The organism is Bacillus sp. REN10 (assembly GCF_016820555.1).
Lineage (GTDB): Bacteria > Bacillota > Bacilli > Bacillales > Domibacillaceae > Bacillus_CE.
This window is the reverse complement of the sequence record NZ_JADHDW010000009.1, coordinates 94,216-120,454: the sequence shown is the minus strand read 5'-3', so window position 1 is coordinate 120,454 and position 26,239 is coordinate 94,216. Positions and strand designations below refer to the sequence as shown.

The 26,239-nt window shown below is 37.1% G+C and carries 23 protein-coding genes and 1 riboswitch; of the genes, 21 read left to right on the top strand and 2 right to left on the bottom strand.

The annotated features are described in order from the left end of the window. Window positions 1-91: 91 nt before the first annotated feature. Window positions 92-2,251 carry a DNA topoisomerase III gene (locus IRB43_RS13170; protein ID WP_203363945.1) on the top strand — a complete coding sequence of 720 codons (2,160 nt, stop codon included), beginning with the start codon at window positions 92-94 and terminating at the stop codon, window positions 2,249-2,251. Between the two features lie 264 nt (window positions 2,252-2,515). Next, window positions 2,516-3,424 carry a homoserine O-acetyltransferase MetA gene (gene metA / locus IRB43_RS13165; protein WP_203363944.1) on the top strand — a complete coding sequence of 303 codons (909 nt, stop codon included), beginning with the start codon at window positions 2,516-2,518 and terminating at the stop codon, window positions 3,422-3,424. Between the two features lie 29 nt (window positions 3,425-3,453). Here the strand turns inward: metA and IRB43_RS13160 are convergent, their stop codons facing one another. After that, window positions 3,454-4,236 (bottom strand): nitrilase-related carbon-nitrogen hydrolase, encoded by a 783-nt coding sequence (locus IRB43_RS13160; protein ID WP_203363943.1) that lies wholly within the window; start codon window positions 4,234-4,236, stop codon window positions 3,454-3,456. A gap of 99 nt (window positions 4,237-4,335) precedes the next feature. Here IRB43_RS13160 and IRB43_RS13155 point away from each other — a divergent pair, with 99 nt between their 5' ends. Together IRB43_RS13155 and IRB43_RS13150 are read left to right on the top strand one after the other, a co-directional pair. Next, window positions 4,336-5,532 carry a pyridoxal phosphate-dependent aminotransferase gene (locus tag IRB43_RS13155; protein ID WP_203363942.1) on the top strand — a complete coding sequence of 399 codons (1,197 nt, stop codon included), beginning with the start codon at window positions 4,336-4,338 and terminating at the stop codon, window positions 5,530-5,532. A 65-nt stretch (window positions 5,533-5,597) separates the two neighbouring features. Beyond that, window positions 5,598-5,705, top strand: a riboswitch (SAM riboswitch). Window positions 5,706-5,772: 67 nt separating this feature from the next. After that, window positions 5,773-6,300 (top strand): class I SAM-dependent methyltransferase, encoded by a 528-nt coding sequence (locus IRB43_RS13150; RefSeq protein ID WP_203363941.1) that lies wholly within the window; start codon window positions 5,773-5,775, stop codon window positions 6,298-6,300. Here IRB43_RS13150 and IRB43_RS13145 read toward each other — a convergent pair. Next, window positions 6,248-7,075 (bottom strand): AAC(3) family N-acetyltransferase, encoded by an 828-nt coding sequence (locus tag IRB43_RS13145; protein WP_203363940.1) that lies wholly within the window; start codon window positions 7,073-7,075, stop codon window positions 6,248-6,250. The two genes, IRB43_RS13150 and IRB43_RS13145, sit on opposite strands and share 53 nt — an antisense overlap. A gap of 124 nt (window positions 7,076-7,199) precedes the next feature. On the opposite strand from IRB43_RS13145, the gene IRB43_RS13140 reads away from it, so the two are divergent. From IRB43_RS13140 to IRB43_RS13060, 17 genes are all read left to right on the top strand, one after another. Beyond that, entirely contained in the window at window positions 7,200-8,609 is a 1,410-nt protein-coding gene (locus tag IRB43_RS13140) for an anthranilate synthase component I family protein (RefSeq protein ID WP_203363939.1), read from the top strand. 167 nt (window positions 8,610-8,776) lie between these two features. Continuing rightward, window positions 8,777-9,364, top strand: a complete 588-nt coding sequence (gene pabA / locus IRB43_RS13135; RefSeq protein ID WP_203363938.1) for an aminodeoxychorismate/anthranilate synthase component II — start codon at window positions 8,777-8,779, stop codon at window positions 9,362-9,364. Window position 9,365: 1 nt separating this feature from the next. Then, entirely contained in the window at window positions 9,366-10,196 is an 831-nt protein-coding gene (pabC, locus tag IRB43_RS13130) for an aminodeoxychorismate lyase (protein WP_203363937.1), read from the top strand. A 279-nt stretch (window positions 10,197-10,475) separates the two neighbouring features. Further along, window positions 10,476-11,912, top strand: a complete 1,437-nt coding sequence (aspA, locus tag IRB43_RS13125; RefSeq protein ID WP_203363936.1) for an aspartate ammonia-lyase — start codon at window positions 10,476-10,478, stop codon at window positions 11,910-11,912. Between the two features lie 121 nt (window positions 11,913-12,033). Beyond that, window positions 12,034-13,218, top strand: a complete 1,185-nt coding sequence (ccsB, locus tag IRB43_RS13120; protein ID WP_203363974.1) for a c-type cytochrome biogenesis protein CcsB — start codon at window positions 12,034-12,036, stop codon at window positions 13,216-13,218. A gap of 58 nt (window positions 13,219-13,276) precedes the next feature. After that, window positions 13,277-13,762, top strand: a complete 486-nt coding sequence (gene rraA / locus IRB43_RS13115; protein WP_203363935.1) for a ribonuclease E activity regulator RraA — start codon at window positions 13,277-13,279, stop codon at window positions 13,760-13,762. A gap of 432 nt (window positions 13,763-14,194) precedes the next feature. Beyond that, window positions 14,195-15,448, top strand: a complete 1,254-nt coding sequence (locus tag IRB43_RS13110; protein ID WP_203363934.1) for a phenylacetate--CoA ligase family protein — start codon at window positions 14,195-14,197, stop codon at window positions 15,446-15,448. 28 nt (window positions 15,449-15,476) lie between these two features. Beyond that, window positions 15,477-16,829: a phenylacetate--CoA ligase family protein gene (locus tag IRB43_RS13105; RefSeq protein WP_203363933.1), complete on the top strand. Its 1,353-nt coding sequence runs from the start codon at window positions 15,477-15,479 to the stop codon at window positions 16,827-16,829. Between the two features lie 65 nt (window positions 16,830-16,894). Next, on the top strand, window positions 16,895-17,671 hold the full coding sequence (locus tag IRB43_RS13100; RefSeq protein ID WP_203363932.1) for an amidohydrolase family protein: 777 nt from the start codon (window positions 16,895-16,897) through the stop codon (window positions 17,669-17,671). Continuing rightward, window positions 17,664-19,007, top strand: coding sequence for a phenylacetate--CoA ligase family protein (locus tag IRB43_RS13095; protein ID WP_203363931.1), 1,344 nt, complete (start codon window positions 17,664-17,666; stop codon window positions 19,005-19,007). Before IRB43_RS13100 ends, IRB43_RS13095 begins: the two co-directional genes overlap by 8 nt. Window positions 19,008-19,096: 89 nt before the next feature. Then, a complete protein-coding gene (locus tag IRB43_RS13090) occupies window positions 19,097-20,209 on the top strand; it encodes a 3-dehydroquinate synthase II domain-containing protein (RefSeq protein ID WP_203363930.1) in 1,113 nt (370 codons plus the stop codon). Window positions 20,210-20,232: 23 nt separating this feature from the next. After that, window positions 20,233-21,078 carry a class I fructose-bisphosphate aldolase gene (locus IRB43_RS13085; RefSeq protein WP_203363929.1) on the top strand — a complete coding sequence of 282 codons (846 nt, stop codon included), beginning with the start codon at window positions 20,233-20,235 and terminating at the stop codon, window positions 21,076-21,078. A gap of 25 nt (window positions 21,079-21,103) precedes the next feature. Continuing rightward, window positions 21,104-21,625: a tetratricopeptide repeat protein gene (locus IRB43_RS13080; RefSeq protein WP_203363928.1), complete on the top strand. Its 522-nt coding sequence runs from the start codon at window positions 21,104-21,106 to the stop codon at window positions 21,623-21,625. After that, entirely contained in the window at window positions 21,600-22,541 is a 942-nt protein-coding gene (locus tag IRB43_RS13075) for an ABC transporter ATP-binding protein (protein WP_203363927.1), read from the top strand. The genes IRB43_RS13080 and IRB43_RS13075 overlap by 26 nt, the downstream gene beginning before the upstream one ends. A 15-nt stretch (window positions 22,542-22,556) precedes the next feature. After that, complete coding sequence (locus IRB43_RS13070; protein ID WP_203363926.1) at window positions 22,557-23,903, top strand: ABC transporter permease; 1,347 nt, start codon at window positions 22,557-22,559, stop codon at window positions 23,901-23,903. Between the two features lie 10 nt (window positions 23,904-23,913). Beyond that, entirely contained in the window at window positions 23,914-25,383 is a 1,470-nt protein-coding gene (locus tag IRB43_RS13065) for a class I adenylate-forming enzyme family protein (protein WP_203363925.1), read from the top strand. A gap of 57 nt (window positions 25,384-25,440) precedes the next feature. Beyond that, on the top strand, window positions 25,441-26,193 hold the full coding sequence (locus tag IRB43_RS13060) for a tetratricopeptide repeat protein (protein WP_203363924.1): 753 nt from the start codon (window positions 25,441-25,443) through the stop codon (window positions 26,191-26,193). The last annotated feature ends 46 nt before the right edge of the window (window positions 26,194-26,239 follow it).

Here is a 26,239-nt window from a genome sequence, read left to right as displayed (position 1 = left end):
ATGAATTGAAACCTTGACTTTTTATGAACTTTTATGACCAAAAGAGAAGAAATGATATAATGGAGCAAGGGAAAAAGGAAAGGATGTTTTTATGAGTAAAACTGTTGTATTAGCTGAAAAGCCATCTGTCGCCCGTGATATTGCTCGCGTCTTAAATTGCGGCAAAAAAGGAAACGGGTATTTAGAAGGTAGTCAATATATCATCACTTGGGCGCTTGGTCATTTAGTGACACACGCCGATCCAGAAGGATATGGCGAACAATATAAAACATGGAATTTAGCGGAGCTGCCGCTCATGCCGGATCATTTAAAAACGGTGGTTATTAAGAAAACCGGCAAGCAATTTCAAGCGGTCAAAACGCAACTAAATCGCAAAGATGTCAAGGAGATCGTGATTGCCACAGATGCGGGGCGTGAAGGGGAATTGGTTGCTCGCTGGATTATTGATAAAGCTCATGTGAAAAAGCCGATCAAGCGTTTATGGATCTCTTCTGTTACGGATAAAGCGATTCGCGAAGGCTTTAAAAAATTAAAAGACGGACGGGAATATGAGAACTTATATCGTTCCGCTGTCGCTCGTGCTGAAGCTGATTGGCTTGTCGGCATCAATGCGACTCGGGCGCTTACGACGAAATTTAATGCTCAGCTTTCATGTGGCCGTGTGCAAACACCAACAATTGCGATGATTGCGAAACGTGAAGAAGAAATCAAGAATTTTAAACCAAAAAGCTACTACGGCATCACGGCACTTGCTGGGGATATCAAATGGACGTGGAAGGATGCCAAAACGAACGACATGAAGACGTTCTCTGAAGAAAAACGTGATGGATTATTAAAGAATTTGCGTGGACAAAAGGCTGTTGTGACAGAAGTAAAGAAAACAGCGAAAAAATCTTTCGCCCCTGAATTGTATGATTTAACAGAACTGCAACGCGATGCTCATAAGTTATTTAGCTTTTCGGCAAAGGAAACATTGTCGATTATGCAAAAATTATATGAGCAGTACAAGCTCGTTACTTATCCTCGAACGGATTCTCGCTATTTATCCAGTGATATGGTGGACACATTAAAAGAGAGAGTCGAAGCGGTTGAAATCCGCCCATATGCAGGATATGCGGCCAAAATTTTAAAGCGAGGGATCAAAGCAAATAAATCCTTCATTAATGATGCCAAGGTCAGCGATCATCACGCGATTGTACCGACTGAACAAACCGCTGTTTTAAGTGATTTAAGCGACAAAGAACGGAAAATTTACGACTTAATTGTGAAGCGTTTTTTAGCTGTTTTACTGCCCCCTTTTGAATATGAACAAACAACAGCAGAAGCAAAAATCGGTTCTGAAACGTTCACAGCAAAGGGAAAAGTAATTACTGCTCTTGGCTGGAAGGAAGTGTACGGTAAAGAAGAAGATGACGAAGCTTCGTTACCAGCTGTGAAACAAGGTGAGGCATTCGAAGTGGTATCCTTGACAGCTACACGTGGAGAAACAAGTCCGCCGCCTCACTTTAACGAAGGAACTTTACTATCAGCGATGGAAAATCCGGCGAAATATATGGAGGCGGAAAGCAACGACATCAAGCAAACATTGAGCCGAACAGGCGGCCTTGGTACCGTTGCGACAAGAGCGGATATTATTGAAAAACTATTTAATACATTTTTAATCGAGAAAAAAGGCAAAGATATTTTCATCACATCCAAAGGGAAGCAGTTATTACAATTAGTACCGGATGAGTTAAAGTCACCTGCGTTAACAGCTGATTGGGAACAAAAGCTTGAAGCGATTGCGAAAGGAAAGTTGAAGCCGCAGCAATTCATGCAAGAAATTCGCGGCTATACAAAACAAGTTATCACTGAGATCAAACAGAGCGAGAAAACGTTCAAGCATGACAATGTCACTGGCAAGCGATGCCCGGATTGTGGAAAGTTGTTACTTGAAGTGAACGGCAAAAAGGGGAAAATGCTCGTCTGTCAAGATCGCGAATGCGGCCACCGCAAAAATGTTGCTCGCTTAACGAACGCTCGCTGTCCGAATTGCCATAAAAAATTAGAACTTCGCGGAGAAGGGGAAGGTCAAATTTTTGTTTGCAAGTGTGGCCATCGTGAAAAACTATCCGCCTTCCAAAAACGTCGCAAAAATGATTCTGGCGGCAAGGCAACAAAGAGAGATGTTAACCAATACTTGAAAAAACAAGACAAAGACGAACCAATCAACACTGCATTAGCAGATGCATTGTCTAAGCTGAAGTTTTAACCCTTACTAAAAAGGATGATGGGCGACTGTCATCCTTTTTAATTTTTTAGTAAAATGATCCGACTCATACTTTTGCGCGATGCCCGCAACTTTTTGCGACCTGCGACTATACTTTTGAGCAGAACTCTCTCCGATATGCGCGGATCACTTAGTCTGTACATCCAATGATTACCGTTCCGTCACATAAAACAATTCTTGTGTTTTTTTGGCAAAACAGTCTATAATGGTTTATTGAAAATTCAAAAATATGGGGAGGTTTTGAATATGCCGATTAATATACCGAGACAACTGCCGGCAACCGAGATATTAGAGAGAGAGAATATTTTCGTGATGGATGTCGACCGCGCACACAGTCAAGATATTCGTCCGCTAAATATTTTAATTTTGAACTTAATGCCGGAAAAAGAAAAAACAGAGGCGCAGCTGTTGCGACTGTTGGGAAATACGCCGCTTCAGGTGAATGTTTCCTTTTTACATACAGCCACGCATGAATCGAGAAATGTTAGTAAATCGCATTTAGAGCAATTCTACACAACATTTGAACAAGTGAAGGATCGCCGAATCGATGGATTGATTATTACTGGTGCTCCAGTGGAATTAATGGAATTTGAGGATGTGAACTACTGGAAAGAGCTAGAGGAGATCATGGAATGGTCAAAAACGAATGTTACCTCTTCACTTCACATTTGTTGGGGAGCTCAAGCGGCGCTGTATCACCATTTTGGGATCGGAAAATTCGAACTTCCGAAAAAGTGCTCCGGTGTTTATAAACATACTGTGAATGAGCCAACAGTGAAGCTATTACGAGGGTTTGATGATGAGTTTTATGCACCGGTTTCCCGTTATACGGATGTCGAAGAGCAAGCTATTTTAGCTCATGAAGAGTTGATACTGCTCTCTTCTTCTGAGGAAGCAGGTCCATTTCTCATTATGTCAAAAGATGAAAAACAAATTATGATTACCGGGCATTTAGAATACGATGTGCATACACTCGCTGACGAATACAGCCGCGATATAGCGAAGGGTATTGAAATTGAGATGCCAAAAAATTATTTCCCAGACAATAATCCGACAAAGAAACCTGTCAATAAGTGGCGTTCCCATGCACACTTGCTGTTTTCGAACTGGTTAAACTACTATGTCTACCAAGAAACACCGTACGAATGGGAATGAAGAAAACCGGAGAGCGCTCTCCGGTTTTTTTAATAAAAGGATGGCCGGCGGTCTTCAAAGATAGGGATTCGCTGGCGGATTTCCTCTACTTTCGCTAAGTCGATTTCCCCGATCAGCAATTGTTCCGCTTCACCAGCTTCCGCAATGATTTCTCCCCATGGGTCAATGATAATTGAGTGGCCAGCAAATTCATTTTTCGGATCTGCTCCGCTTCGGTTGCAGCCAATCACATACGCTTGATTTTCAATCGCCCGAGCCATCAGCAATGTGCGCCAATGATCGACACGGGCAAGCGGCCATTCAGCAGGGATAAATAACACTTTTGCACCAGCCAATACATGCTTTCGCAGCCATTCTGGAAAGCGGATATCATAGCAAATAAATGCAGCCATTGTTTCTTCCTCGAGTGAAAACAAACCATCCCCACGTCCTGCTTGCAAAAACTTTTCCTCTTCCATCAAGCGGAACAAATGAAGTTTACTATACTTCTTGACTAACTCTCCTTGCTTATTAATGACAAGCAACGTATTTTCTACGCCGTTTTCTGTTTGATTCGCTACTGAGCCCGCGATCAGATACAGGCGATGTTTTTTCGCCTGTTCGCTTAAAAAAGCAATCGCTTGCTTTGCTTCCTGATCAGCAATTTCATCTAAGCGAGTTAAATCATATCCTGTTGTCCACAACTCTGGTAATATCGCAAGCTGGCATTTTTGCTCAGCAGCTTGCTGCAGCCATTGTGCTACTTTCTGATAATTCGTGTTTGGATCTCCAAAGGCGATATCGATTTGGAGACAAGCAATCTTCATTTTCACTTTCAACGCCCCTTTTCTGTCTGAAAATTCATTCTTTACATTCTTTATCTTTCGTTATAACATTATTTACTACAATTTAAAAGTGAGAGAAGTGATAGCATGAAAAAATTTGAGCACTCTAAATCGCTGCAAGCATTGCCGGATCAGTTCTTTGCGAAGCTTGGAAAAAAAGTGAGCGATGCGATCAAAGAAGGGCGAGACGTTATTAATTTAGGTCAAGGAAGTCCTGATCAACCTCCGTCCAATCATGTGATCAAAGCATTGCAAAAGGCGGCGGAAAATCCGGTCAATCATAAATATTCTCCGTTTAAAGGATTTCCGTACTTGAAAGAAGCATGCGCTCAATTTTATAAGCGAGAATATGGTGTGGATGTGGATCCGGAGACGGAGATTGCTATTTTACTTGGAGGGAAAGCGGGGCTTGTGGAGTTGCCGCAAGTGCTGTTAAATCCAGGCGATGTAGCATTAGTGCCTGATCCGGGATATCCCGATTATTGGTCAGGAATTGCTCTTTCAGGAGCTGAGATGTATATGATGCCGCTAACAGAAGAAAATCACTATTTGCCGCGCTATGAACAGATTCCAGAGGATGTACTTAAGAGGGCGAAACTATTGTTTATTAACTATCCCAATAACCCGACTGGAGCAATGGCAAATGCAGCCTTTTTTGAAGAAACGATCGCTTTTGCTAACGAGCATGATCTATGTGTGGTCCATGATTTTGCCTATGGAGCCATTGGGTTTGATGGCAAGAAACCAATTAGCTTTTTACAAGTAGATGGCGCAAAAGAGATCGGGTTGGAAATTTATACGATGTCGAAAACATATAATATGGCTGGCTGGCGTGTCGGCTTTGCTGTAGGAAACCCCAGTGTGATTGCTGCATTGGAATTATTGCAAGATCATTTGCATTGCAGTTTATTTGGTGCAGTACAAGAAGCGGCCGCCGCTGCGTTGCTTGGTGATCAGCAAGGTGTGAAAGAGCAGGAGGCGATGTATGAAAAGCGCCGTAATTTATTAATCAATGGGCTCAATCGCATTGGTTGGAAAGTAGAAGCGCCTGAAGGGTCATTTTTTTCGTGGTTCAAAGTGCCAGAAGGTTATACATCGGAGCAATTTAGTGAGCTTTTGTTGAAGGAAGCGAATGTAGTGGTGGCTCCAGGCACCGGCTTTGGTAAGTATGGAGAAGGGTATGTTCGGGCAGGATTAGTTGTTTCGGAAGATGAAATTTTAGAAGCGATTGAGCGAATTGGCCAACTGAAAATTTTTGAAAATAAAGTTGACAGTTTTTCATAAACATGCCATAATGCAAATTAACTGAAAACGATCGTTTGAAAAATCAATTGAATAGCTACTACGCAATCTTATCAAGAGCAGGTGGAGGGACAAGCCCGATGAAGCCCGGCAACCGACTTAGTTTTACGCTAAGCACGGTGCTAATTCTTGCAGCTTAGGCTGAGAGATAAGAAAGAGTGATGAATGACAAACCTCTTCTTATCGGAAGAGGTTTTTTTATTAATAAGGAGGAGAACATACATGACAGTGATTATAGATGAAAAAGTAGAGTGGACTATTTCTGGTACGAGTTTTTTTAAGACAGCGAATGTAAAAGCAGGAGAGCATGTATTATACGTTGGAGATGATTTGTCTTTTTTAGCCCGGTTGGCAGTGATAAAGGCTAATGTTACAAACTTTCCTCAACTAGAGGATCAAACATTTGATAGTGCGTTAACCAGTTTAAGTATTCATAAAGTTGAGGAAACAGAGGAGTTGCTACAGCGCATTTTTGCTCAATTAAAGCCAGGCGGACGATTGGTGGCGGACTTTGCAGAGGCTGAAACTCTCCGTTATGCCGGAGAGTTTGCCTATACAAAAAGCTTACCTGATTATTGGGATTTACTTTGTCAAATTGGTTTTGAAGCTATTTTTGTTCAGCAAATTACCGCCTGCACAATCGAAGAAGTGGCGCTGCAAGGTTGGGAAGAACTATTAACGATTAAAAAGTTTCCCGTTAAAGTGAATCGCTTTGTGGCTTTGAAAGGTTGTGAAAATACTGAGCAGTGAAATCCACTAATGGCCGAAGCTTGATCACTTTACAAACGGCTTGACCAACGTGGCCTGTATACACATGATGAACTTGTTCGAAGGTCATGCCAATCTCTTGAAAGCGATCGGAGTATTCTTCTAATTCTTTATATGTTTTCCATACCCGTTCGCCATTTTCAAGCATAGCGGAACCTTGTTCAAACACCGGGCGGTCATCTTTTGCGCGAAACTCGCCTAAATGCATGGCAGTACAGGAACTGTAATCCGTGCCAATAAAAAGAATCGAAGCATCTAGATCGTACAGCTTAGCGAGTGGTGAATCATCACCGAAGGGAAAATCGAGAGCGTGCTGGTCAACAATCCAATCTGCTCGCTTTCCCCAAGCGGTAAATGAACAAGCAGGATGAGAGCTACGTCTTACATCTGGAAAGCTGCGAAATGCTTCCGCGATTTTTCCCATTCCAAGTGTTGGTGTAATATCAGGGAGATAAGCGGGCATCATATAACGAATACTTGGCCACCATTCTTCAGGAACCGGTGGATTCTCCCAATATTTTGGATCTGTGTTATGAGTAGTTTGAGCAGGCATAACAATCGATCCTTTTATAGTGATTGTATCCATTAACGCTTGAATCACCGCAATCTCTCCGCCGGCTACCCAGCCGATGGAACTTAAAGAAGAATGAACAATTACATAATCTTCGGATTTGAGTCCAACAGCTTGCAAATCCTGTCTTAACGTTTCTCTTGTAATTAAAGACTTCGTCCGAGCCATTAAATCCTTACTTCCCATAGACATTCCCCCTATATTTAACTCAGTTTCTTCTATTATATATGAATCTTCCTTCGGAGAAAAAAATTTAGTATGATAAAAAAGCGGAAAACCTGTTTAGCGGAACAACACTATTTAAAAAAGGATGAAGCAAGTGAATAATCAACGTGTATTTTACCGAACGATTACTTATACGAAAGAACAATTTTTTCATCAATATAAAGCGTTAACTGTCAATCAGTCTCATCACGTCATTTTAGAAAGCGGGCGAGGGGGAAGATTGAGCATTGCAGGTCTTTCTCCATTTGCCATTGTGCAGTCTACAGAAAACGGCATTCAAATAGACAGCGTGACTGGCCAAGAAAGTCGTAAAGGAGTTCCACTTCATGAACTGGAACAGTGGATGAAGTCGTATGAACTGCCGAAAGCGAAAGAGTTACCAGACTTTCAAGGTGGTGCGATTGGCTATATTAGCTATGATTATGCTCGTTACATTGAGAAGTTGCCGGAACAGTCCGCTGATGACTTAGGATTGCCCCTTATTTATTTTCTAATGTTTGATGAATGGGCTGTGTTTGATCATGAAACGAAACAACTCTGGTTGATGACTTCTTCTAATGAGGAGGAAAAAGCGAAGGTAAAGCTAGATCGGGCAGAAGCAAGCTGGACCACTATAGTAGAAAATCAACCTTATTCTCCTGTTGCACTAGCGAATCAAGAGTTATCCGTTTCTTTTTCGGAAGAGTCATTTAAAGAAGCGATTGAGAAAACAAAGCATTACATTTCTCAGGGAGATGTATTCCAAGTCAATTTATCGGTTCGCCAGTCTCGGGAATTAACAGTTCCAGCTCTTGCCGTATATGAAGAATTGCGAGAGTTGAACCCTTCACCGTATATGGGGTATATTCATACGCCGGATTTTCAAATTGTCTCGGGATCACCCGAACTATTAATAAAAAAAGCAGACTTGGAACTTAGCACCCGTCCGATCGCCGGCACTCGTTCTCGTGGAAAAGACGAAGCGGAAGATTTGCGCCTTGCCAATGAATTAATTGAAAATGAAAAAGAGAGGGCAGAACATGTGATGCTTGTCGATCTAGAACGGAATGATCTTGGGCGTGTTAGTAAGTACGGAACAGTAGAAGTAAATGAGTTTATGGTCATTGAAAAATACTCTCATGTTCAGCATATCGTTTCGAATGTCCGTGGCGAGCTGGCAGAAGGAAAAACAAATGCTGATGTGATCGAAGCCGTTTTTCCAGGCGGCACAATTACGGGGGCACCGAAAATTCGCACGATGGAAATTATCGAGGAACTCGAACCCGTTCGCCGTGGCATTTATACAGGATCCATTGGCTGGCTCGGCTTTAACGGGGATATGGAACTGAATATCGTTATTCGTACGATGCTTGTGAAGGACGGACAATGCCATGTTCAAGCCGGAGCTGGTATCGTGATCGATTCTGATCCGAAAAACGAATATAAAGAATCCTTGAAAAAAGCAGTTGCTGTTTGGAAAGCGAAAGAAAGTGCTGAACGTAAACTAGTGAAGTAAGTGAAGAAGCTTAAGGGTCGAGGGCTCTTAAGCTTTCTTCATGCCAGAAAGTCGAAGAAAGTACCAGAACAGCGAACAATCTCTAGTCAAAATTTAGTGGTAGACGCAAAGGCTGCTTACGGGCGATAATAAAGCTAAATAAGTGATTGTTTCTGGAGGAATGAACAATGATTTTAATGATTGATAATTACGATTCGTTTACATATAATCTTGTGCAGTATTTAGGGGAGCTTGGTGAGGAGCTCGTCGTAAAGCGCAATGATGAAATTACCATTGAAGAGATTCGGGCAATGGCTCCGGATTATTTGATGATTTCACCTGGTCCATGTACCCCGAATGAGGCAGGAATAAGCTTGGAAGCGATTCGAACGTTCGCAGGAGAAATTCCGATTTTTGGTGTGTGCCTTGGTCAGCAGTCGATTGCACAAGTGTTTGGCGCTGAAGTGGTGCAGGCGGAGCGGTTGATGCATGGAAAGACATCGGATATGCTTCATGATGGCCAGACGATTTTTGAAGGACTGCCGAATCCATTTCCAGCAACTCGTTATCACTCGCTGATTGTGAAAAAAGAAACGCTGCCAGATTGTTTTGATATTTCGGCATGGACGGCAGAGGGGGAAATCATGGCAATTCGTCATAAAGAGCTACCGGTAGAAGGCGTGCAATTTCATCCGGAATCGATCATGACGTATGGTGGTAAAGAAATGCTCCAAAGCTTTATTCGTCGCTATCGTCGAGTAGAAGCTGAGGTGTAAAATGTATATTTTTTTAAATGGACAATGGCTCCCGAAAGAAGAAGCAAAAATCTCGCCATTTGATCATGGTTTTCTTTATGGACTTGGTGTATTTGAAACGATTCGTACATATGAAGGTCAGCCTTTTTTATTAGAAGAGCATATCGCGAGACTGCAGCAAGGCTTGTGTGAGATGCAAATTGACTGCTCTATCACAACAGAAGATGCATCGAAAATTATTACAGGGCTTTGTGAGAAAAACAACTTGCTTAATTCCTCTGTGCGACTAAATATTTCGGCAGGGGAAGGAGCGATGGGACCGCAAATTGAGCCTTTTAGTGAGCCGACAGTATTTGCTTTTCAGCGCCCTATTTTTCTGCCTTCTGAGATCGTGGAAAAAGAAGTGGTCTTATTGAACCTTCGCCGCAATACACCAGAAACTGAATGGAGAATGAAATCTCATCATTACTTTAATAATATTGCGGCCAAACGTGAAGTGGGTGCTGACCCAGCAAAGGAAGGTCTTTTCTTAACGAAGGAAGGCTATGTTGCAGAAGGGGTAGTATCCAACATCTTTTGGGTGAAGGCAGGGACACTCTTCACACCGGCTCTTGAAACGGGTATTTTGAACGGCATTACCCGAATGTTTTTGCTGAAGCGGGCAAAAGAATTGAAAATCCCTTTTGTAGAAGGTTTGTATTCTTTTGCTGAATTACTGACAGCCGATGAAATCTTTTTGACCAATTCAATTCAGGAAATTGCTCCCGTCCACTTGTTAGAGGGAAAGGCATTTCCGGGGAAAAAAGGGAAGCTTACTAAACTTCTTTATCAAGATTATCAGCGTTCAATATAAAGTCTCCTATACTAGGGGACTTTTATTGATTCTTGAATCCTTTTCCAATGACTGTTTTCTGTATGATAAGGGTTTCTAGTATCATCAGGTGCATTTCTTCATACTGTCTTTTTCAATCACATTAGCAAGCTCTTTATCAATCATTATTATTTTATTAATCAAAACTTTCTGGGTATTTTTCCATAAGTAATAATGGTAAGATAGGCTTGGGAGATATCCTCCACTTTTATTCACATGGTCCGGTTCTTGAGGATATACATATACTAAGGAGTGACTTTTATGGGAGAACAACTGTTGTTTCGGGTAGAGAAAGATTTTTTAGGGGAAAAAGAAGTACCTGCACAAGCGTATTATGGGGTGCAGACATTACGAGCTGTGGAAAACTTTCCAATTACAGGCTACCAAATTGATGAAAGCTTAATTAAAGCATTAGGGATCGTAAAGAAATCAGCTGCTCAAGCCAATCGGGATGTTGGTTCGCTAGATGAAAAGATCGCGGCGGCTATTATTCAAGCAGCAGAGGAAGTTATCGCTGGACAGCTTCACGATCAATTTATCGTTGATCCAATTCAAGGGGGAGCAGGAACGTCCATCAATATGAACAGCAATGAAGTCATTGCTAACCGGGCACTAGAAATTTTAGGTGAGGAAAAAGGAAACTACAAAGTCGTTTCACCTAACACGCATGTCAATATGGCGCAGTCGACGAATGATGCGTTTCCGACAGCGATTCATATTTCTGTTATTGAAAAAGTAAAGATCTTGCTTGAAGTGATGAAACAGTTGCATGCAGCCTTTCATGATAAAGCGTTAGAGTTCAATCATATATTAAAAATGGGACGTACCCATCTTCAAGATGCCGTGCCGATTCGACTAGGACAAGAATTTGAAGCTTATGCACGCGTATTAAGCCGTGATATTGACCGCGTGGGAATGTCTTTACAGCACTTATACGAGGTGAATATGGGAGCGACCGCTGTGGGAACTGGATTAAATGCGGAGCCACTTTATATTGAAAAAGTAGTGGAATATTTAGCGATAAACAGCGGATTTCCAATTGTCCAGGCGTCTCATTTAGTAGATGCCACGCAAAATACGGATGCCTATTTAGAAGTGTCGGCTGCTTTAAAGGTTTGTATGATGAACATGTCTAAAGTAGCAAATGACTTACGGATGATGGCATCCGGTCCGCGTGCAGGCTTAGGAGAAATTATCTTGCCGGCACGCCAGCCAGGCTCATCGATCATGCCTGGGAAAGTCAATCCGGTAATGGCAGAAGTGCTGAATCAAGTCGCATTTCAAGTTATTGGTAACGATCACACCATTTGTCTCGCTTCAGAAGCAGGGCAATTTGAATTAAATGTCATGGAACCTGTGCTTGTGTTTAACTTATTGCAATCGGTCAAAATTATGACAAATGTCTTTACTGTTTTCCGTCAATATTGCTTAGAAGGTATTCAAGCCAATGTGGAGCGGATGGAAAACTACGTCAATAACAGCGTAGGAATTATTACAGCTATCAATCCGCATGTCGGTTATGAAATCGCGGCATCTATTGCGAAAGAAGCGATTGATACAGGCAAATCCGTACGCGAAATTTGTGTGGCTCGCGGCGTTCTTACGCATGAACAGTTGAACATTATTTTACATCCGTATGAAATGACTGACCCTGGCATCGCAGGAAAAGAGCTATTAATAGAAAAGAGCCAATTATAAAGTAGAAAGCTGTCCAATCGGGCAGCTTTTTCAATTCTTCTAAATAGTCGGAATAGGGGAAACGTGGTATGTTAGAATGTAAATAAACATACATGGGAGAGAGAAAATGTCTACAACAACTATCATTCAATGGAGCAGTACATCATTGTATATTTCGTTTATCTTGTATTTAATCGCCATTATCCCTTTAGCACTCTCGGTCAAGTCAAAAAAGAGCCTATTTGCTAAAATAGGGATATCACTTACGGCCGTAGGTTTTGTTTTGCAAATCGTTTACTTTATCACTAGATGGTATGCTGCGGGTCACGCGCCTGTCAGTAACTTGTATGAATTTATGACATTTTTCGGCATCATGTTAGTAGGAAGTTTTTTAATCATTTATTTTATGTATCGTCAGCCCGTCATTGGCTTGTTTGTTTTACCGATTGCTTTGCTTGTACTCGGTTACGCAAACGCTTTCTCTAAAGATGTGTCGCCGCTCATTCCGGCTTTGCAAAGTGAATGGTTAACGATCCATGTAATCACCGTTGCGTTTGCGAGTTCTGTTTTATCGATTTCTTTTATCACAGGAGTCATTTATTTACTAAAAACGATCGATCCACAAGCAAAAGGGAAGAGACCTTTCTTTTTAGAATTAGTGATGTATTTTCTAGTCGTCGTTGTCGGGTTTATTACGATTACCACTACCTTTAACGTAGCCGGTTATTCCAAGTATATGCAATTCGAAAATCAGAAAAAACAAGCGGAAGTGGCAGAGTATACTTTGCCTGCGATCACGGCCCCTAACAATGCCATCGTTGTCAATAAGACGGGGGAAAATGAATACGAAGAGACGAAGCAACAAAGTGGTCTCATGGAGATTCCAGCAAGTATCGACGCGAAAAAATTAAATACAGTCCTTTGGTCATTTTTCACTGGCACGATTTTGTATGTGCTTATTCGCTTAATCACAAGAAAGAGAATTTTTACTTTACTGAGTCCATGGACGAGCAAAGTCAATGCGGATTTGATGGATGAAATTTCTTACCGAGCGATTGTTGTTGGCTTTCCGTTATTTGCTCTTGGCGGTTTAGCTTTTGCGATGATTTGGGCACAAATGGCTTGGAGTCGATTCTGGGGCTGGGATCCGAAGGAAGTATGGGCTCTTATCACCTTTTTGTTCTATGCTGCCTTATTACACTTGAGACTCGGACGTGGTTGGGAAGGCGAAAAAACGGCTTGGATGGCGATCGTTGGTTTCGGTATTATTATGTTCAATCAAGTATTTGTAAATTTAGTTATATCTGGACTTCATTCCTATGCATAAAGAGGAAAAACCGGGAAATTGTCGAATAAGTACAGCGATGAGGAAAGGGGAGATTTTAATGGTGAAAACAGCAGATTTATGCGATGATTTCGCAGAACAACTAAAGGTTTGTAAGTTGGAAATGAAGTCTTATGGCGGAAAAAAACGTTTTTCCGGTCCAATTTCTACAGTTAAAGTGTTTGAAGATAATGTGCTTATTAAACAAGCATTAGAAACCATTCCAGCCGGGCATGTTCTCGTGGTCGACGGCGGCGGGTCAAGAAATTGCGCCTTGCTTGGAGATCGTCTCGGAGCGATTGCTGAAGAGCGGCAACTCGCTGGAGTCATCGTTTATGGCTGCGTACGTGACACAGCTGACCTCTCCGAGCAAAATATCGGTGTCATGGCGATCGGCAGCAACCCGTTAAAAAGTATTAAAAAAGGCGAAGGCGAAAGCAATATTCTCGTTCAATTCGGTGACGTTGACTGGAAACCAGGCCACTACGTTTATGCCGATGAAGATGGCATCGTCATTGCCGAAAGTGAACTACCAGTGAAGCAGTAAATAGGAACCAGCACTCTTTATAAGGGTGCTGTTTTTTTGCGTCATCATGAAAAAGCAAGTTATTTAATAAAAAACGGTGTTTGGTTTTATGAAGTCATATATGTTTGATTTTTAAGAAAAGCTTAATCATATTGTAAATAAAACCAAGGTTCGTAGACGATTTTGAACGAAGTCTTATTTCCAAATAACAGCATCGCTTTTCTGTAGAGGAATGTAAATAATGTAAATTTTAATTTATATTTTTGTTAATTTATATTTTGTAAATGTTAATAAATTCCCAATTCTGTTGACAACTCATATTAGCTAATTCACAATAAAAATTGTTAAAAATATAAATAATAACCTTTATAATCAATATTATATTTATTTTTACATTTTAACCACTTTTTATACTACCATCTGATGATGTACTTTTTGGAGAGGAGAAAGTTTATGGAGTACGATAGTAATGCATTGAAAATCGTTGTAGAAAGAGCAATTAAATCTAAATATTACCAAAAAAAATTAAATGAATCAGTTATAGAAAATTTACATAATTTAAAACTGGATGAATTACCTTTTACATTCAAAAACGACCTAACATCCATAGGTAAGAAGGATATAATAACTTGCGATTCTGATCAGAGCGTAAACTATCATGAATCTTCGGGAACATCTGGTGTGCAATCCTATTCTTGGTTAACGAGAAACGATATTATTTCAAATGCCAAAAGCATACTTTCAAGAGGAATTCAAATAATTAACAGTGATAATGTATTGATTCGATTTCCATTTTCACTATCACTTCCAGCTTACTTTATGCAGGAAACAGTTTATCAATCAGGCGCTAATTTGATTCCAGCTAGCAGCAGAAACTCTATTGCCACTTATCCTAAGGTTTTGTCGTTGCTTGAGGAGTTAGAAGTAACCGTCTTTGCAGGATTACCACGTGAATTAGAATTATTAGCTGAAACGGCAAAATATACTCACACTAATTTTGAAAAAATCAAAAAAAATATGCGATTAATTATTTTATCAGGGGAGTTAGTTACCAAGAATAGGATTATGCATTTAGAAAAACTATGGAATACACCAGTTAGATTGATGTATGGGATGACGGAGCTAGGTAATATAGCGACCCATTGTGAATACGGAAAATTCCATTTCAATTCCTCTGATTATTTTATTGAAGTGTTTGACGATGAATTAAAAAATAGAAAAAAAGAAGGCGAAAAGGGGATTGCTGTAGTAACATCCTTAAATATTGAAGGGTCTGCAAAGTTAAGGTTTGTTACAAATGACATTGTCTCTTTACATAATAATCAATGTAAGTGTGGTACTACAGATTACGAAATTAGAATTCATGGCAGAGCATCGGAAAGAGTGGTGTTAAATGGATTATTTTATAACAGTGCTGATATTCATGAAATTGTTTATGGATTACCGAAAGTTCCTTTTGATTGGAAATTAAAAATTAATGAGAAACATCTAGTTTTTTATTTTCAATATGAAACAGTAAAAGAGATAAACAAACAGGAAATCGTAAGACATTTAAATAATAAGATTCCCAATACTGAAATCAAAGTTTATTTCGTAAACAATTTATTTGATATTGATACTTTATTAAGTAACACAGTAAGCGTAAAGCCTAGGTATATTGAAAACAATCATCCGTCAAATACATTGGAAAATATTATGGGGAACTAGAAGTTTCTTCCGAAAAGGAGTTGGTTACATGATAATCCTTGATGATTCTCGCTCAAAAAAAACAACAAATGAGTTTATTTCTTACGCTGCCAAGTTTAATGAAAAATTGAAAGAAGAAGGAAGGGATTTTGAGAGTATATTGATACATGAAAAACAAGAATATCACCTTGAAATGTTACAAAAGTTGCTTAGATATGCAATGGATAATAATAAACATTATCAGGAGTTTTACGGAAACTTATTAGATAAGGATTTTTATAATTTCTCCTTAGAAGATTTTGCTAAACTTCCCTTCTTAGAAAAAAAACATCTTTATGATAACCTACATGAAATTTTATGTGTCAATCAAGAGCTTATTGCTCAATACCATTCCACTTCAGGAACATCAGGAAAATCTATTTATACATGTTTAACACTAGATGATATGTATGTACACGAGACAATTCCAAAATATAAAACAAATATTTTTACAGATATACATGCCTCAGATGTAGTTGCAATTGCGCTTCCTTATGAATTAGCCCAGCCGGCTTTAGGGTTTCATAGAATGTTTCAAATAGGTTACGAAACTTCTATTGTCTCATTGGGAAAAGGCGGGTATATGGCACCACCGAAAAGATCAACAATCATCTTAAAAGATCTAAATGCAACGATATTAATAACTACACCATCGTATATTTCAATCCTGTTAGAAATGGCTGAGGAATTAGGGATCGATGTTAACAATGAACTAAAGGTGAGGAAATTAATTTTAACAGGAGAAGGATGTTCTACTACTTTTCTCAGTAGATTAAAAGAAATGTGGAATGTTGAAATAGAGTTTATTTACGGTTCAACAGAATGTGGGTTAGTAGGAGTTCAAAAAGATAGTCAATCTTATTATACCTTGCTCGAAGGAGGAAACTATGTAGAAGTTGTTAATCCTGAAACTTTAGAACCAGTAAAGGATAATCAACTGGGGGAAATTGTGATCACTACCTTATTGAAAGAGGGAATGCCTTTTATTCGGTATAGAACAGGTGATCTTGGCTTTCTGCAAGATTCAAATAAAGAAAATGGACTCAAGAAATTGTATTTAAGAGGAAGAAAAGGGAGCACAATTTTAGTAGAAGGTGTTGAGTATAATCCAATTGCTATTGAACATTTCTTATTAATGCATAAAGAGGTTGGATTATGGTATCAGTTAATTGTAGAAGATGAGAAATTAATCATAGAAATCGAGCCGAAAAGTAAAAATATTAGTGAAGATTACTTAAATGAACTTGTGTCTTCTGTCAAAAGGCATATGTTTAGTAAAGCAGGGATTCCATGTGATGTGCAAGTAAACTTAAAAATGGAAAGACAGTTTACTAAAGTTGTGCGAGTAATAAAAAATAAATAGAAACTTAGACATTAAAACAATGAATCTGATTATAGTACAAATAAATATTTAATGAGGTGGAGACATTGATCATTGATGGACATGTTCATATTTCAAACGAAAGTTATTCGAATTTAGAAGCTTTAGAAGCTGCAATGAAGGATGCTAATATTGATAAAGCAGTGCTTGTACCAGGTGGAATGATTGATGTTAGAATAATGACAAAATATGTAACTGGGAAAGAATTTCCTAAAGTAGAAGAACCACCAAATCAAGTTGTGCAAGATCTCATTACAAAATACCCTGATAAGTTTAAAGGATTTTTTATTGTAGATCCGAATAAAGGAACAAATCACTGTTTAACCAAAATAGATGAGTTTAAAAAGGCAGGATTCCATGGTATGAAATTTTCGCCTATAGTATTCCAATTCTCTCTTCTGGGAAAAGTATCAAAATCAATTGTTGATTATTGTGGACAATTAGATTTACCTGTTTATACACATACGTTATTTCATCCAAGTGCAAGTGTATCTGCTGTAGCAACACTAGCAAAGGAGTTTCCGCATACAATTTTTATTATTGGACATTTAGGGTTTGGTCCATCAGATCAAGAAGCAATGGAGTATGCGAAGGAACTAGATAATTTATATTTAGAAACATCTACAGGCAATTATTTAGCTGTGAAGGAAGCTGTAAAAATTTGCAGCTCTGAAAAGCTTATATTTGGTTCAGAATTCCCACTTTCAGATCCATGTGTTGAAAAACTTAAAATTGAAAGACTGCCAATTAGTGATCAAGCAAAAGAAAATATCTTCTCAAATACTATTAAGAATATTTTAAGAAAGGATTTACAACATGCTTAAGGAATTGAAAAGGGAAAAAGACGAATTATATTTAGATGCTTTAACCAGATGGTTTGATAAATTCGAAGAAGATGAAAGTATTGAGCAGTTCACAAGAGAGCAACTTGATCAATACCATGAATTCTGTTTAAGAGGATTAATGCAATATATAAAGGAGAAAAGTTCTTATTACGCTGAGAAGTTGGGTTCTTTGCTGAATGAAAATCCAACAAACTATATAGATTTTTTTGAAAATATCCCCTTTACGACAAAGGATGAGATCAGAGCTAATTTTAAAAAAATGATTGTGAATAAAGAAATTGCACAGGTATCAAAATCGACTGGTACGACAAGCGGTCCTCCTACTTATATAGGATTAACATTGAATGATTTAAAAAAATATTATCCAGCTATCCAATATAAGGATTTATTGGGGAAGATTAGAAAAAGTGTTGTTGCAAACGCACTTCCGTATGAAATGAGTTCATCGGGCCTTATTTTTCATCACTCTTTTCAAAATTCTCTTGACTGTAATGTTATACCGATTGGAAAAGGGGGAGCCTATTCAGATCCGAGAGATGCATTGCAATTCATGATGGACTGGGATGCTAATGTATTAGTAACGACACCGTCCTATGCAATAATATTGAGTGAAATGGCAGAAAGAGAAAACATAGATATCAGGAAAATAAAACTAGATTCCATGTTTTTAACAGGTGAAGGTACTTCAAATAGTTTTAGAAAAAGAATTGAAAAAATTTGGAACTGTAAAACGAATATATTGTTTGGATCTCTAGAAGCTCAATTAATAGGAGTTGAGTGTAATGAACAAAATGGACATCATCTGGCAGAAGGGAATCTTTATGTAGAGGTAATTGATCCTAAAACAGGGGCTAAGCTCGATGATGGAATGATTGGAGAAATTGTTGTCACCACATTATTAAGAGAAGGTATGCCTTTGATTAGATACAGAACGGGTGATATTGGCTACTTAGATGGAGCACGATGTCCATGTGGCGTCACTAGCAGAAGACTAATTCTTCGGGGAAGAAAAACAGATCAAATAAAATTAACAAATGGAAATTATTCTCCATTCTACTTAGAAGAAATATTGATGAGAAACGAAAAAGTTGGCAACTGGTATAAATTCCACATAACAGACAATAATTTGACCATAGAGGTTGAGCCTTTAGATAGCACTGTTGATCATGATGAGCTGGCAGATTCGATTATTAATACTTTTGAGTTTCACTTAAATGAGACAATTGATGTTTTAGTTCGTGATGTAATTGATAAAAATTATTCCAAAAAAGTAAAAAGAGTGTATTTTGATGAATTACAAATGATTAAGAAGTAGATAGAACAACTAGGATAGTAAATCGATTCTTCAATAATTATAAAATTATATCATTTTAATAATATTTCAATCTAATAGGGAGATAGGACATGGAACGTAAAATATGGTTGGATGCTAGAAGGAAAAATGCAAAAGAACTTGTTATTACAGCAAATCAAATATCTTGTTTTAATGGTGTTTTATTCAGTGCAGAAACCTATGAGGAAAATGCAGTGAATTTTTCAGAGAGAATGCAAATTGCCGTATTTCTAGAAACAAGAGATCAGCTAAAAAAATTATCTTCATTAAAAAAAGATAAGGTCACTATTATTTCTAAAGATACAGTTTTATTAGATGAAGCCAAGAAGTTGGGATATAAGACCGGCTTTTACATATTTATTGTAGACCAGAAAACGATGAATATGTCTTATGAGATAGGAGCAAATCATAGTATCGTTATCGCAGAGTTTAAAGACCCTACTAATATTCCGCTAGAACTTATCATTGCTAAATTACAAGCTACGAATGTAGATGTATTGAAGTATGTGGTTTCATTAGAGGAGGCCAAAATCTCATTTGATGTGATGGAGATTGGTTCAGAAGGCGTTTTGTTTGAGACTGATCAAGTTGAATCATTATTTGAGTTTAAAAATCAATTTCAGAATATAGAAAAAAATAAGTTAGAAATAGTCAAAGCAAAGATCACTAATATTGAACATATAGGACCAGGCTACAGATCATGTATTGATACGACAAGCATTTTAACAAATAAAGAGGCAATGATTATTGGTTCAACATCTAATGGCGGTTTTTTGGTATGCTCTGAAACGCACTATTTACCATATATGGATTTGCGTCCGTTTAGAGTGAACGCGGGTGCCGTACACAGTTATGTATGGTGTCCAGAAGATACTACTAAATATTTAACGGACTTAAAAGTTGGAATCGAAGTATTGGTAATCGATGTAGATGGCAATACTAGAAATGTTTCTATTGGTAGAGTAAAGACGGAAGTTAGGCCACTTTTGTTAATTGAAGCAGAGTACCAAAATCAAAAAATCAATACAATTGTTCAAGATGATTGGCACATTAGGATTTTTAATGGGAATAAAGAACCTCAAAGTGCTACAACATTTAAAATTGGAGATGAAATTCTAGCATATGTGTGTGAGACAGGTCGACATGTTGGAGTAAAGATCAATGAAACAATCGTAGAAAAATAAATGCTTTTTTAGGAGGAAAAGAGATGGGAAAGGCTCATAGATTAAATAAGCTAATTGATTTCAAATCCCAAAAATCAATATTTCTACCAATAGATCATGGCACTACATTAGGACCATTAAAAGGTATTAGATCATTAAATAAACTTGTAGATTTATCTGCAGAGAATAACATCCAAGCAATTATTGCTCATCAAGGGGTCATTCAAAATATAGTTTCCAAGGGGACAAATACAAAAAAAATAGAGTTTTTACTCCATATCTCCTGTTCAACCGAAATGTTTAAAGATCCATCTAGCAAGCAAATTGTCTCTTCTATTGAACATTGTTTGAGATTAGGAGCTGTAGGAGTATCCATTCACGTTAATTTAGGAGTAGAAAAAGAAAATGAAATGGTTAAAGATCTAGGTGCTGTATGTGAGAAGGCATACGAATGGGGATTGCCTGTGTTAGCGATGATTAATGTCCATGATCAAACAGATGGAGCATCACGAAAAGAATTTTCCAAAAAAATTTCTCATGGTGTTAGATTAGCTGGAGAATTAGGGAGTGATTTTGTGAAAATTCAGTATCCTGGTAACTTTCAAAATATAGTAGATGCTGTTTCAGCTTTTGATATCCCCATCTTACTTTCTGGTGGAGAGAACACAGAAAATAGTAGGGAATTGTTTATACAGTTGAGAGAAGCTCTAGATGCAGGTATCAAAGGTGCGTGTATAGGCCGTAATTTATTTGATGCCGAACATCCTAAGTTAATAAGCAGCTGTTTAAGTATGATTGTTCATGAAAATAAGTCTATCGAAGAGGTTTGGGATTATTATGAATCTTCAACATTACAAACAAAAGATAATGAGTTTATGAACTTAGTATAATTGTTATCGGATTATGAGGTGAACAATGAAAACACTTGAAAATCAAATGGTCAAGTATATCAATAATAGACAATATGATGAAGCCATTAACTTTTTAAAAGAGTGTCAAAAAGAGAATCCTACAGATGGGGAAATATATGCGTGGTTAGCAGCGGTTTATGGTGGTATTACTGGGGAAGTGAACTTTGCTGAAAAATTAAGTTACCTTGAATTGTTACAAAAAAACATATTAAAAGCAATTGAGTATAGCCCAAACTCCAAATTAGTAAGAAGAGTAAATGGTATTCGCTTAATTAAGACTCCTGATGAATATGGGGGCAATAGCGAAGAAGGCATAGCGATTTTGTTAGGGCTGATAAATGAAGGTGAAAGAGACTATGAAGTATTTTTAAATATTGCGGTAGCATATACAGAAATAAACAATATTGCATTGGCAAGAAAATATATTGAAACAGCACTAGCAATTGATCCACAAGGTGTAGAAGTACATGATTTAAAAAAATATATAGGGATTGTTGGAAATGAAGAAAATGATCGAACTGAGTAATGTCTCGAAATCGTATGGTGAAAATACAGTAGTTAAAAACATCAATTTGAATGTATACGAGGGAGAAATATTTGGTCTGATCGGACCGAATGGTGCTGGTAAGTCCACATCTATCTCTATGATGAGTGCACAGCTTCAACCTTCTAGCGGTAGTATAAAAATTGATGGTGAACAATTAACTAATCATAATGATTCGATAAAAAGCAAAATAGGCATAGTCCCTCAGGATATCGCGCTTTACGATACACTAAGCGCCTATGACAATCTTGATTTTTTTGCTTCTCTTTATGGAATTGGGAAAAAGCAGAGACAGGAAAAAATCAAATGGATATTACAAATGGTCGGTTTAGAAGATCGCTCAAAAGAATTAATAAAAAACTACTCTGGCGGGATGAAAAGAAGAATAAATATTGCTGCAGCACTCATTCATGACCCTAAAATTATCTTCATGGATGAGCCTACGGTGGGAATTGATCCACAATCCCGCAATAGTATATATGAACTGATTAAAGTATTGAAAGATATGGGCAAAACGATTATTTATACAACACATTATATGGAAGAAGTCCAGTCCATGTGTGAACGAGTGGCAATTATTGATGAGGGAGTCATCATAAAAGAAGGGTCAGTGGATGAGTTAGTCCAAATAATTTGTGATGGGTTATTAGAAATAAAGCTGGAAGAAAGCCTTCCTCGTACTATCATACATACTTTACAGGCATTGGATACAGTCATTCAAGTTGATGAAAATAATGAGACTGAACTATCTATCATTATTAAAGATCCTCAGCAAGTGATAAGTCAAATTATGAATGTATTAAACGAAAATAAAATCGTTGTAAAAAATATTCAATTATTACCTGCCAATCTAGAATCATTATTTCTTCATCTAACAGGTAAAAAATTGAGAGATTAAGGTGGAGTAGTAACTATGAAGCTAAGGGCAATAATTAAAAAGGACCTGAAGATATTATTCAAGGATAAGGCTGCTTTAGTCGTACTTTTTTTGCTTCCACTTATGTTTATTACAGTGATGAGTTTTGCATTAATGCCGGTTTTTAACTCTGATGGGGGGAATATTGTTAAAATTCTTGTTGTTGATGAAGATAAAACGGAACGATCACAAGAATTTATTAACCAGATTAATGAAGTAGGCGGAATAAAAGCTGTAACTGAAATTGATCAAAAAAACGTAAGTCTAAAGGAAGGTAAAGAGTATATTAAAAAAGGGAAGTACCCGATGCTCTTACAGATACCTAACCATTTTGAAGCTAGAGTTGTTAAAAATGAAAAGTTAACTATGAATGTTTATGAGGACCCCGCTCAAGCGAATACAAACTCTGTTATTAAAAAAGCAATAGAGGGAGTTTCTAGGGAATTTTCGGTGGAATTTTTAGTAGCTAAACTGGCAGATAATCAGATAAAGGATATTAAAAATACCGTTAATGAGGAAATCAATTCAATCAGAAATGAAACAAATGAGTTACTTCAAGCAGAACAAGATAAGATTCAGAAAGCAAGCGGTACTGTTATAGAAATGCCGGAGATTTCTCAAGGTAAAGAAGATATAGATTATGACGGAATAAAAAAAGAACTAGTAACCGCAGCAGAAAACTCATTAAATCAACCAGCTATTCAAACAAATTCTGTAAATGTGTCTGGAGGTAATAAAAATAAAAATCCAGATTCGTTTCAGCAAAGCGTGCCAGGATACACTGTTATGTTTGCATTTTTTATCGTATTGTTCGCTTCTCGTTCTTTTGTTACTGAACGAAATGAAGGAACTTTTAATCGAATTTTAGCTGCTCCAATTAGTAAAATGAGCTTGTTGGTCGGAAAAATGATACCTAATTTAATTATTGGACTAGTTCAAGTATTTACAATGTTTTTGTTTGGTAGATTTGTTTTTGGAATGTCACTTGGAGATTCTATACTAGGAATCGTTTTTTTATCAGTAGCAGTGGTTTTTGTGAGTTCAAGTTTAGGGCTATTTGTAGCTTCTTTTGTGAAATCAGAAGCACAGGTTGTTGGTGTATCGATGATGATTGTCTTGACTTTGGCTGCACTTGGCGGAACTATGGTGCCACTTTTCATTATGCCTGAATTCATGCAAAAAATTGCATTAATCACACCTCATGCATGGGCATTAATAGGATATCAGGATTTATTAGTTCGGGGCCAAGGGTTAGAAGATATCTTTTTAAATATTTTTGTCTTATTTTGTATTGGAACTGTGTTAACGGCTATCTCAACTTTTAAAATGAAGCTTGATCAATAGGTGGGAAACGATGAGTATTTTTTATTCACATTTGAAGATGTTTAGTCTGTTAAAAAAAAATCATCTTGCTTTATATCACAATAACAGGACAACCTCATATGGAGAATTATTCAGAAAAACCATTTCTTTAAACCATTATTTATATAATAAATTTGGAGAAGATAAATCGTGTTTTGTTGTTTATTTAGAAAACGGGATTGATTTGGCAGAAGTTCTGATTTCCCTAGATTATTTAAATGTAAATATTATTTTAGTTCACAATGACACATCTATAGAAGATTTATTGGATATCTTTAAAGACATAGATTCACAAGTATTGATAACCACTAGAAAGTTATTAAGTAGTTTTAGGAGTTTTTTTGAAAATATCAACATCGAGATAATTGAAGAAATAGACTGTACAGATGTGTCACAAAGCAGAAAGGTTTCTATAGAAAATAATAATTGTAAAATAATCTTTTATACTTCTGGCACTTCAGGAAAACCAAAAGGGGTGATATTCCCAAAATATATATTTCAGACTGCTACTTTAAGGAACTTTAGAGAACAGAAGAAAGTGTATTTAAATACAAGACCTCTTTATTTTAAAGCGCATTTTTCATTATTTACTTTGTATATTCAATCAGGGCATACGATAATTCTTCAATCTAAGGAGTATAACGAGGAGACTTTATACGATCATATTGAGCGCTTTAATCCAAGTGTTATTATTATAAGCCCTTATGAGTTATCTGCTCTTCTTGCTTACATATCAGATAACAATAAGCAACTTCCGAAGCATGTCAATGAAATTTGTTGTTTAGGTTCTAGTGTTTCTAAAAAGTTAGTTGATAATTTTGCGAAACTATGCAATTGCAGATTTACAACTATTTATGGAACGACTGAAACAGGAGCTATCTCATATAATAGTGATTTATTGACATCTGATGTAAAAAGTGTCGGTAACATACTAATGGGTGTAGACGTGAAAGTTCTTAGTGACAAGGGACAAGAGTTGGAAGTAAAGCAGATTGGTGAAATAGCTATAAAAAGCAAAGAGATGATTGAGAGTTATTTGGGAAGTTCAATCCCTATATCAGAATGTATGTTTAAAGGTTATTTTTTAACTGGAGATTTGGGTTATGTAAATGACCGAAATGAATTGTTTATCCTGTCAAGGAAAAATGGAAGGGTTAATAAGGATGGTAATCAACTCTATATTCAAGATATAGAGGATGTAATGGAACAACTTGATTTTATAAGAGAGTGCATTGTTTATTATCAAAAAAAAGATATAAAGGACAAAATAGTCGCCTTTGTACAATTATCTAAAGGGATAAATTATAAAGATGTTAAGCAACAATTGAAATTCTATTTAGATTTAAAATTGCCTAAATACATGCATCCAGATGAGATTATTATTGTTTCGGCTTTCAAACCCTCCCCTTCTGGAAAATTTAATACTCAATATTTAGATGAACTTGTAAATTCAAAGTATTAGTGAGCTTAATAACAAATTCCAATAAATAAAGAAGGATGGAAAATGAAGAGGTCATTCATGATTACAGTTTCTATTATTATTCTTTTAATCGTTTTGATTTTTGGGGTTTATTTCTACAAACAAAGTAAATTACATAATAGTAAAACTCAAACTATATCTAAAAGCGAGGAAGTGAAAAATGGAAAGATAGATCTTGAACAACAGAATGAATCCAATATTTCCTCAGCCAAGACCGATAGTGAAGATAAAAAGACTCATGAAAAGCTAAATGAAGAGAATACTTTGAATGATGCTGATGAAAAGCAGTCCACAGTTGTTGAAAATGAAGATGTGAATAATTTTACAATGGATGGAGAAGCGAAAGAAGCATTTATATTAATTGATGAAGGTAAAATTGATCAAGCTATTACTTTACTAGAGGAGAATGCAAATAGCAAACAAACAGCAGATAGTTTTGCTTGGTTAGCGGCAGCTTATGGGAAGAAAATAGACTCTACAGAAAATATAACAGAAATTATGACATTTAATAAAAAAATGATAAATTCTCTTAACACAGCTTTTAGTATAAAATCCGACTCGTTAGAAGCAACTTTTGTTAGAGGAAATAAATACTTGAATACTCCAAGCATGTTTGGTGGAGATGTAAAAAAAGCATTAGAGGATTTTCAAAAATGTTTAAATAGTGGAATCGTTAATGAAGACTTATATGCTGCCGCTGCAGAAGCATACAGGAAAATTGGTGATACTGAAAAAGAGAAAGAGTTTACTGATAAAGTTCAGCAAGTGATGCAAAATAAAAACACAAGATAAATGTAATGGGAGATTCATTTTAATATGAAGCTTATTATGATTATTG

Excerpts from the sequence above, each read along its gene's own strand:
- IRB43_RS13170 (WP_203363945.1), top strand. The coding sequence starts at position 92 with ATGAGTAAAACTGTTGTATTAGCTGAAAAGCCATCTGTCGCCCGTGAT.
- metA (WP_203363944.1), top strand. The coding sequence starts at position 2,516 with ATGCCGATTAATATACCGAGACAACTGCCGGCAACCGAGATATTAGAG.
- IRB43_RS13155 (WP_203363942.1), top strand. The coding sequence starts at position 4,336 with ATGAAAAAATTTGAGCACTCTAAATCGCTGCAAGCATTGCCGGATCAG.
- IRB43_RS13150 (WP_203363941.1), top strand. The coding sequence starts at position 5,773 with ATGACAGTGATTATAGATGAAAAAGTAGAGTGGACTATTTCTGGTACG.
- IRB43_RS13145 (WP_203363940.1), bottom strand. The coding sequence starts at position 7,075 with ATGGGAAGTAAGGATTTAATGGCTCGGACGAAGTCTTTAATTACAAGA.
- IRB43_RS13140 (WP_203363939.1), top strand. The coding sequence starts at position 7,200 with ATGAAGCAAGTGAATAATCAACGTGTATTTTACCGAACGATTACTTAT.
- pabA (WP_203363938.1), top strand. The coding sequence starts at position 8,777 with ATGATTTTAATGATTGATAATTACGATTCGTTTACATATAATCTTGTG.
- pabC (WP_203363937.1), top strand. The coding sequence starts at position 9,366 with ATGTATATTTTTTTAAATGGACAATGGCTCCCGAAAGAAGAAGCAAAA.
- aspA (WP_203363936.1), top strand. The coding sequence starts at position 10,476 with ATGGGAGAACAACTGTTGTTTCGGGTAGAGAAAGATTTTTTAGGGGAA.
- rraA (WP_203363935.1), top strand. The coding sequence starts at position 13,277 with ATGGTGAAAACAGCAGATTTATGCGATGATTTCGCAGAACAACTAAAG.
- IRB43_RS13110 (WP_203363934.1), top strand. The coding sequence starts at position 14,195 with ATGGAGTACGATAGTAATGCATTGAAAATCGTTGTAGAAAGAGCAATT.
- IRB43_RS13105 (WP_203363933.1), top strand. The coding sequence starts at position 15,477 with ATGATAATCCTTGATGATTCTCGCTCAAAAAAAACAACAAATGAGTTT.
- IRB43_RS13095 (WP_203363931.1), top strand. The coding sequence starts at position 17,664 with ATGCTTAAGGAATTGAAAAGGGAAAAAGACGAATTATATTTAGATGCT.
- IRB43_RS13090 (WP_203363930.1), top strand. The coding sequence starts at position 19,097 with ATGGAACGTAAAATATGGTTGGATGCTAGAAGGAAAAATGCAAAAGAA.
- IRB43_RS13085 (WP_203363929.1), top strand. The coding sequence starts at position 20,233 with ATGGGAAAGGCTCATAGATTAAATAAGCTAATTGATTTCAAATCCCAA.
- IRB43_RS13080 (WP_203363928.1), top strand. The coding sequence starts at position 21,104 with ATGAAAACACTTGAAAATCAAATGGTCAAGTATATCAATAATAGACAA.
- IRB43_RS13075 (WP_203363927.1), top strand. The coding sequence starts at position 21,600 with ATGAAGAAAATGATCGAACTGAGTAATGTCTCGAAATCGTATGGTGAA.
- IRB43_RS13070 (WP_203363926.1), top strand. The coding sequence starts at position 22,557 with ATGAAGCTAAGGGCAATAATTAAAAAGGACCTGAAGATATTATTCAAG.
- IRB43_RS13065 (WP_203363925.1), top strand. The coding sequence starts at position 23,914 with ATGAGTATTTTTTATTCACATTTGAAGATGTTTAGTCTGTTAAAAAAA.
- IRB43_RS13060 (WP_203363924.1), top strand. The coding sequence starts at position 25,441 with ATGATTACAGTTTCTATTATTATTCTTTTAATCGTTTTGATTTTTGGG.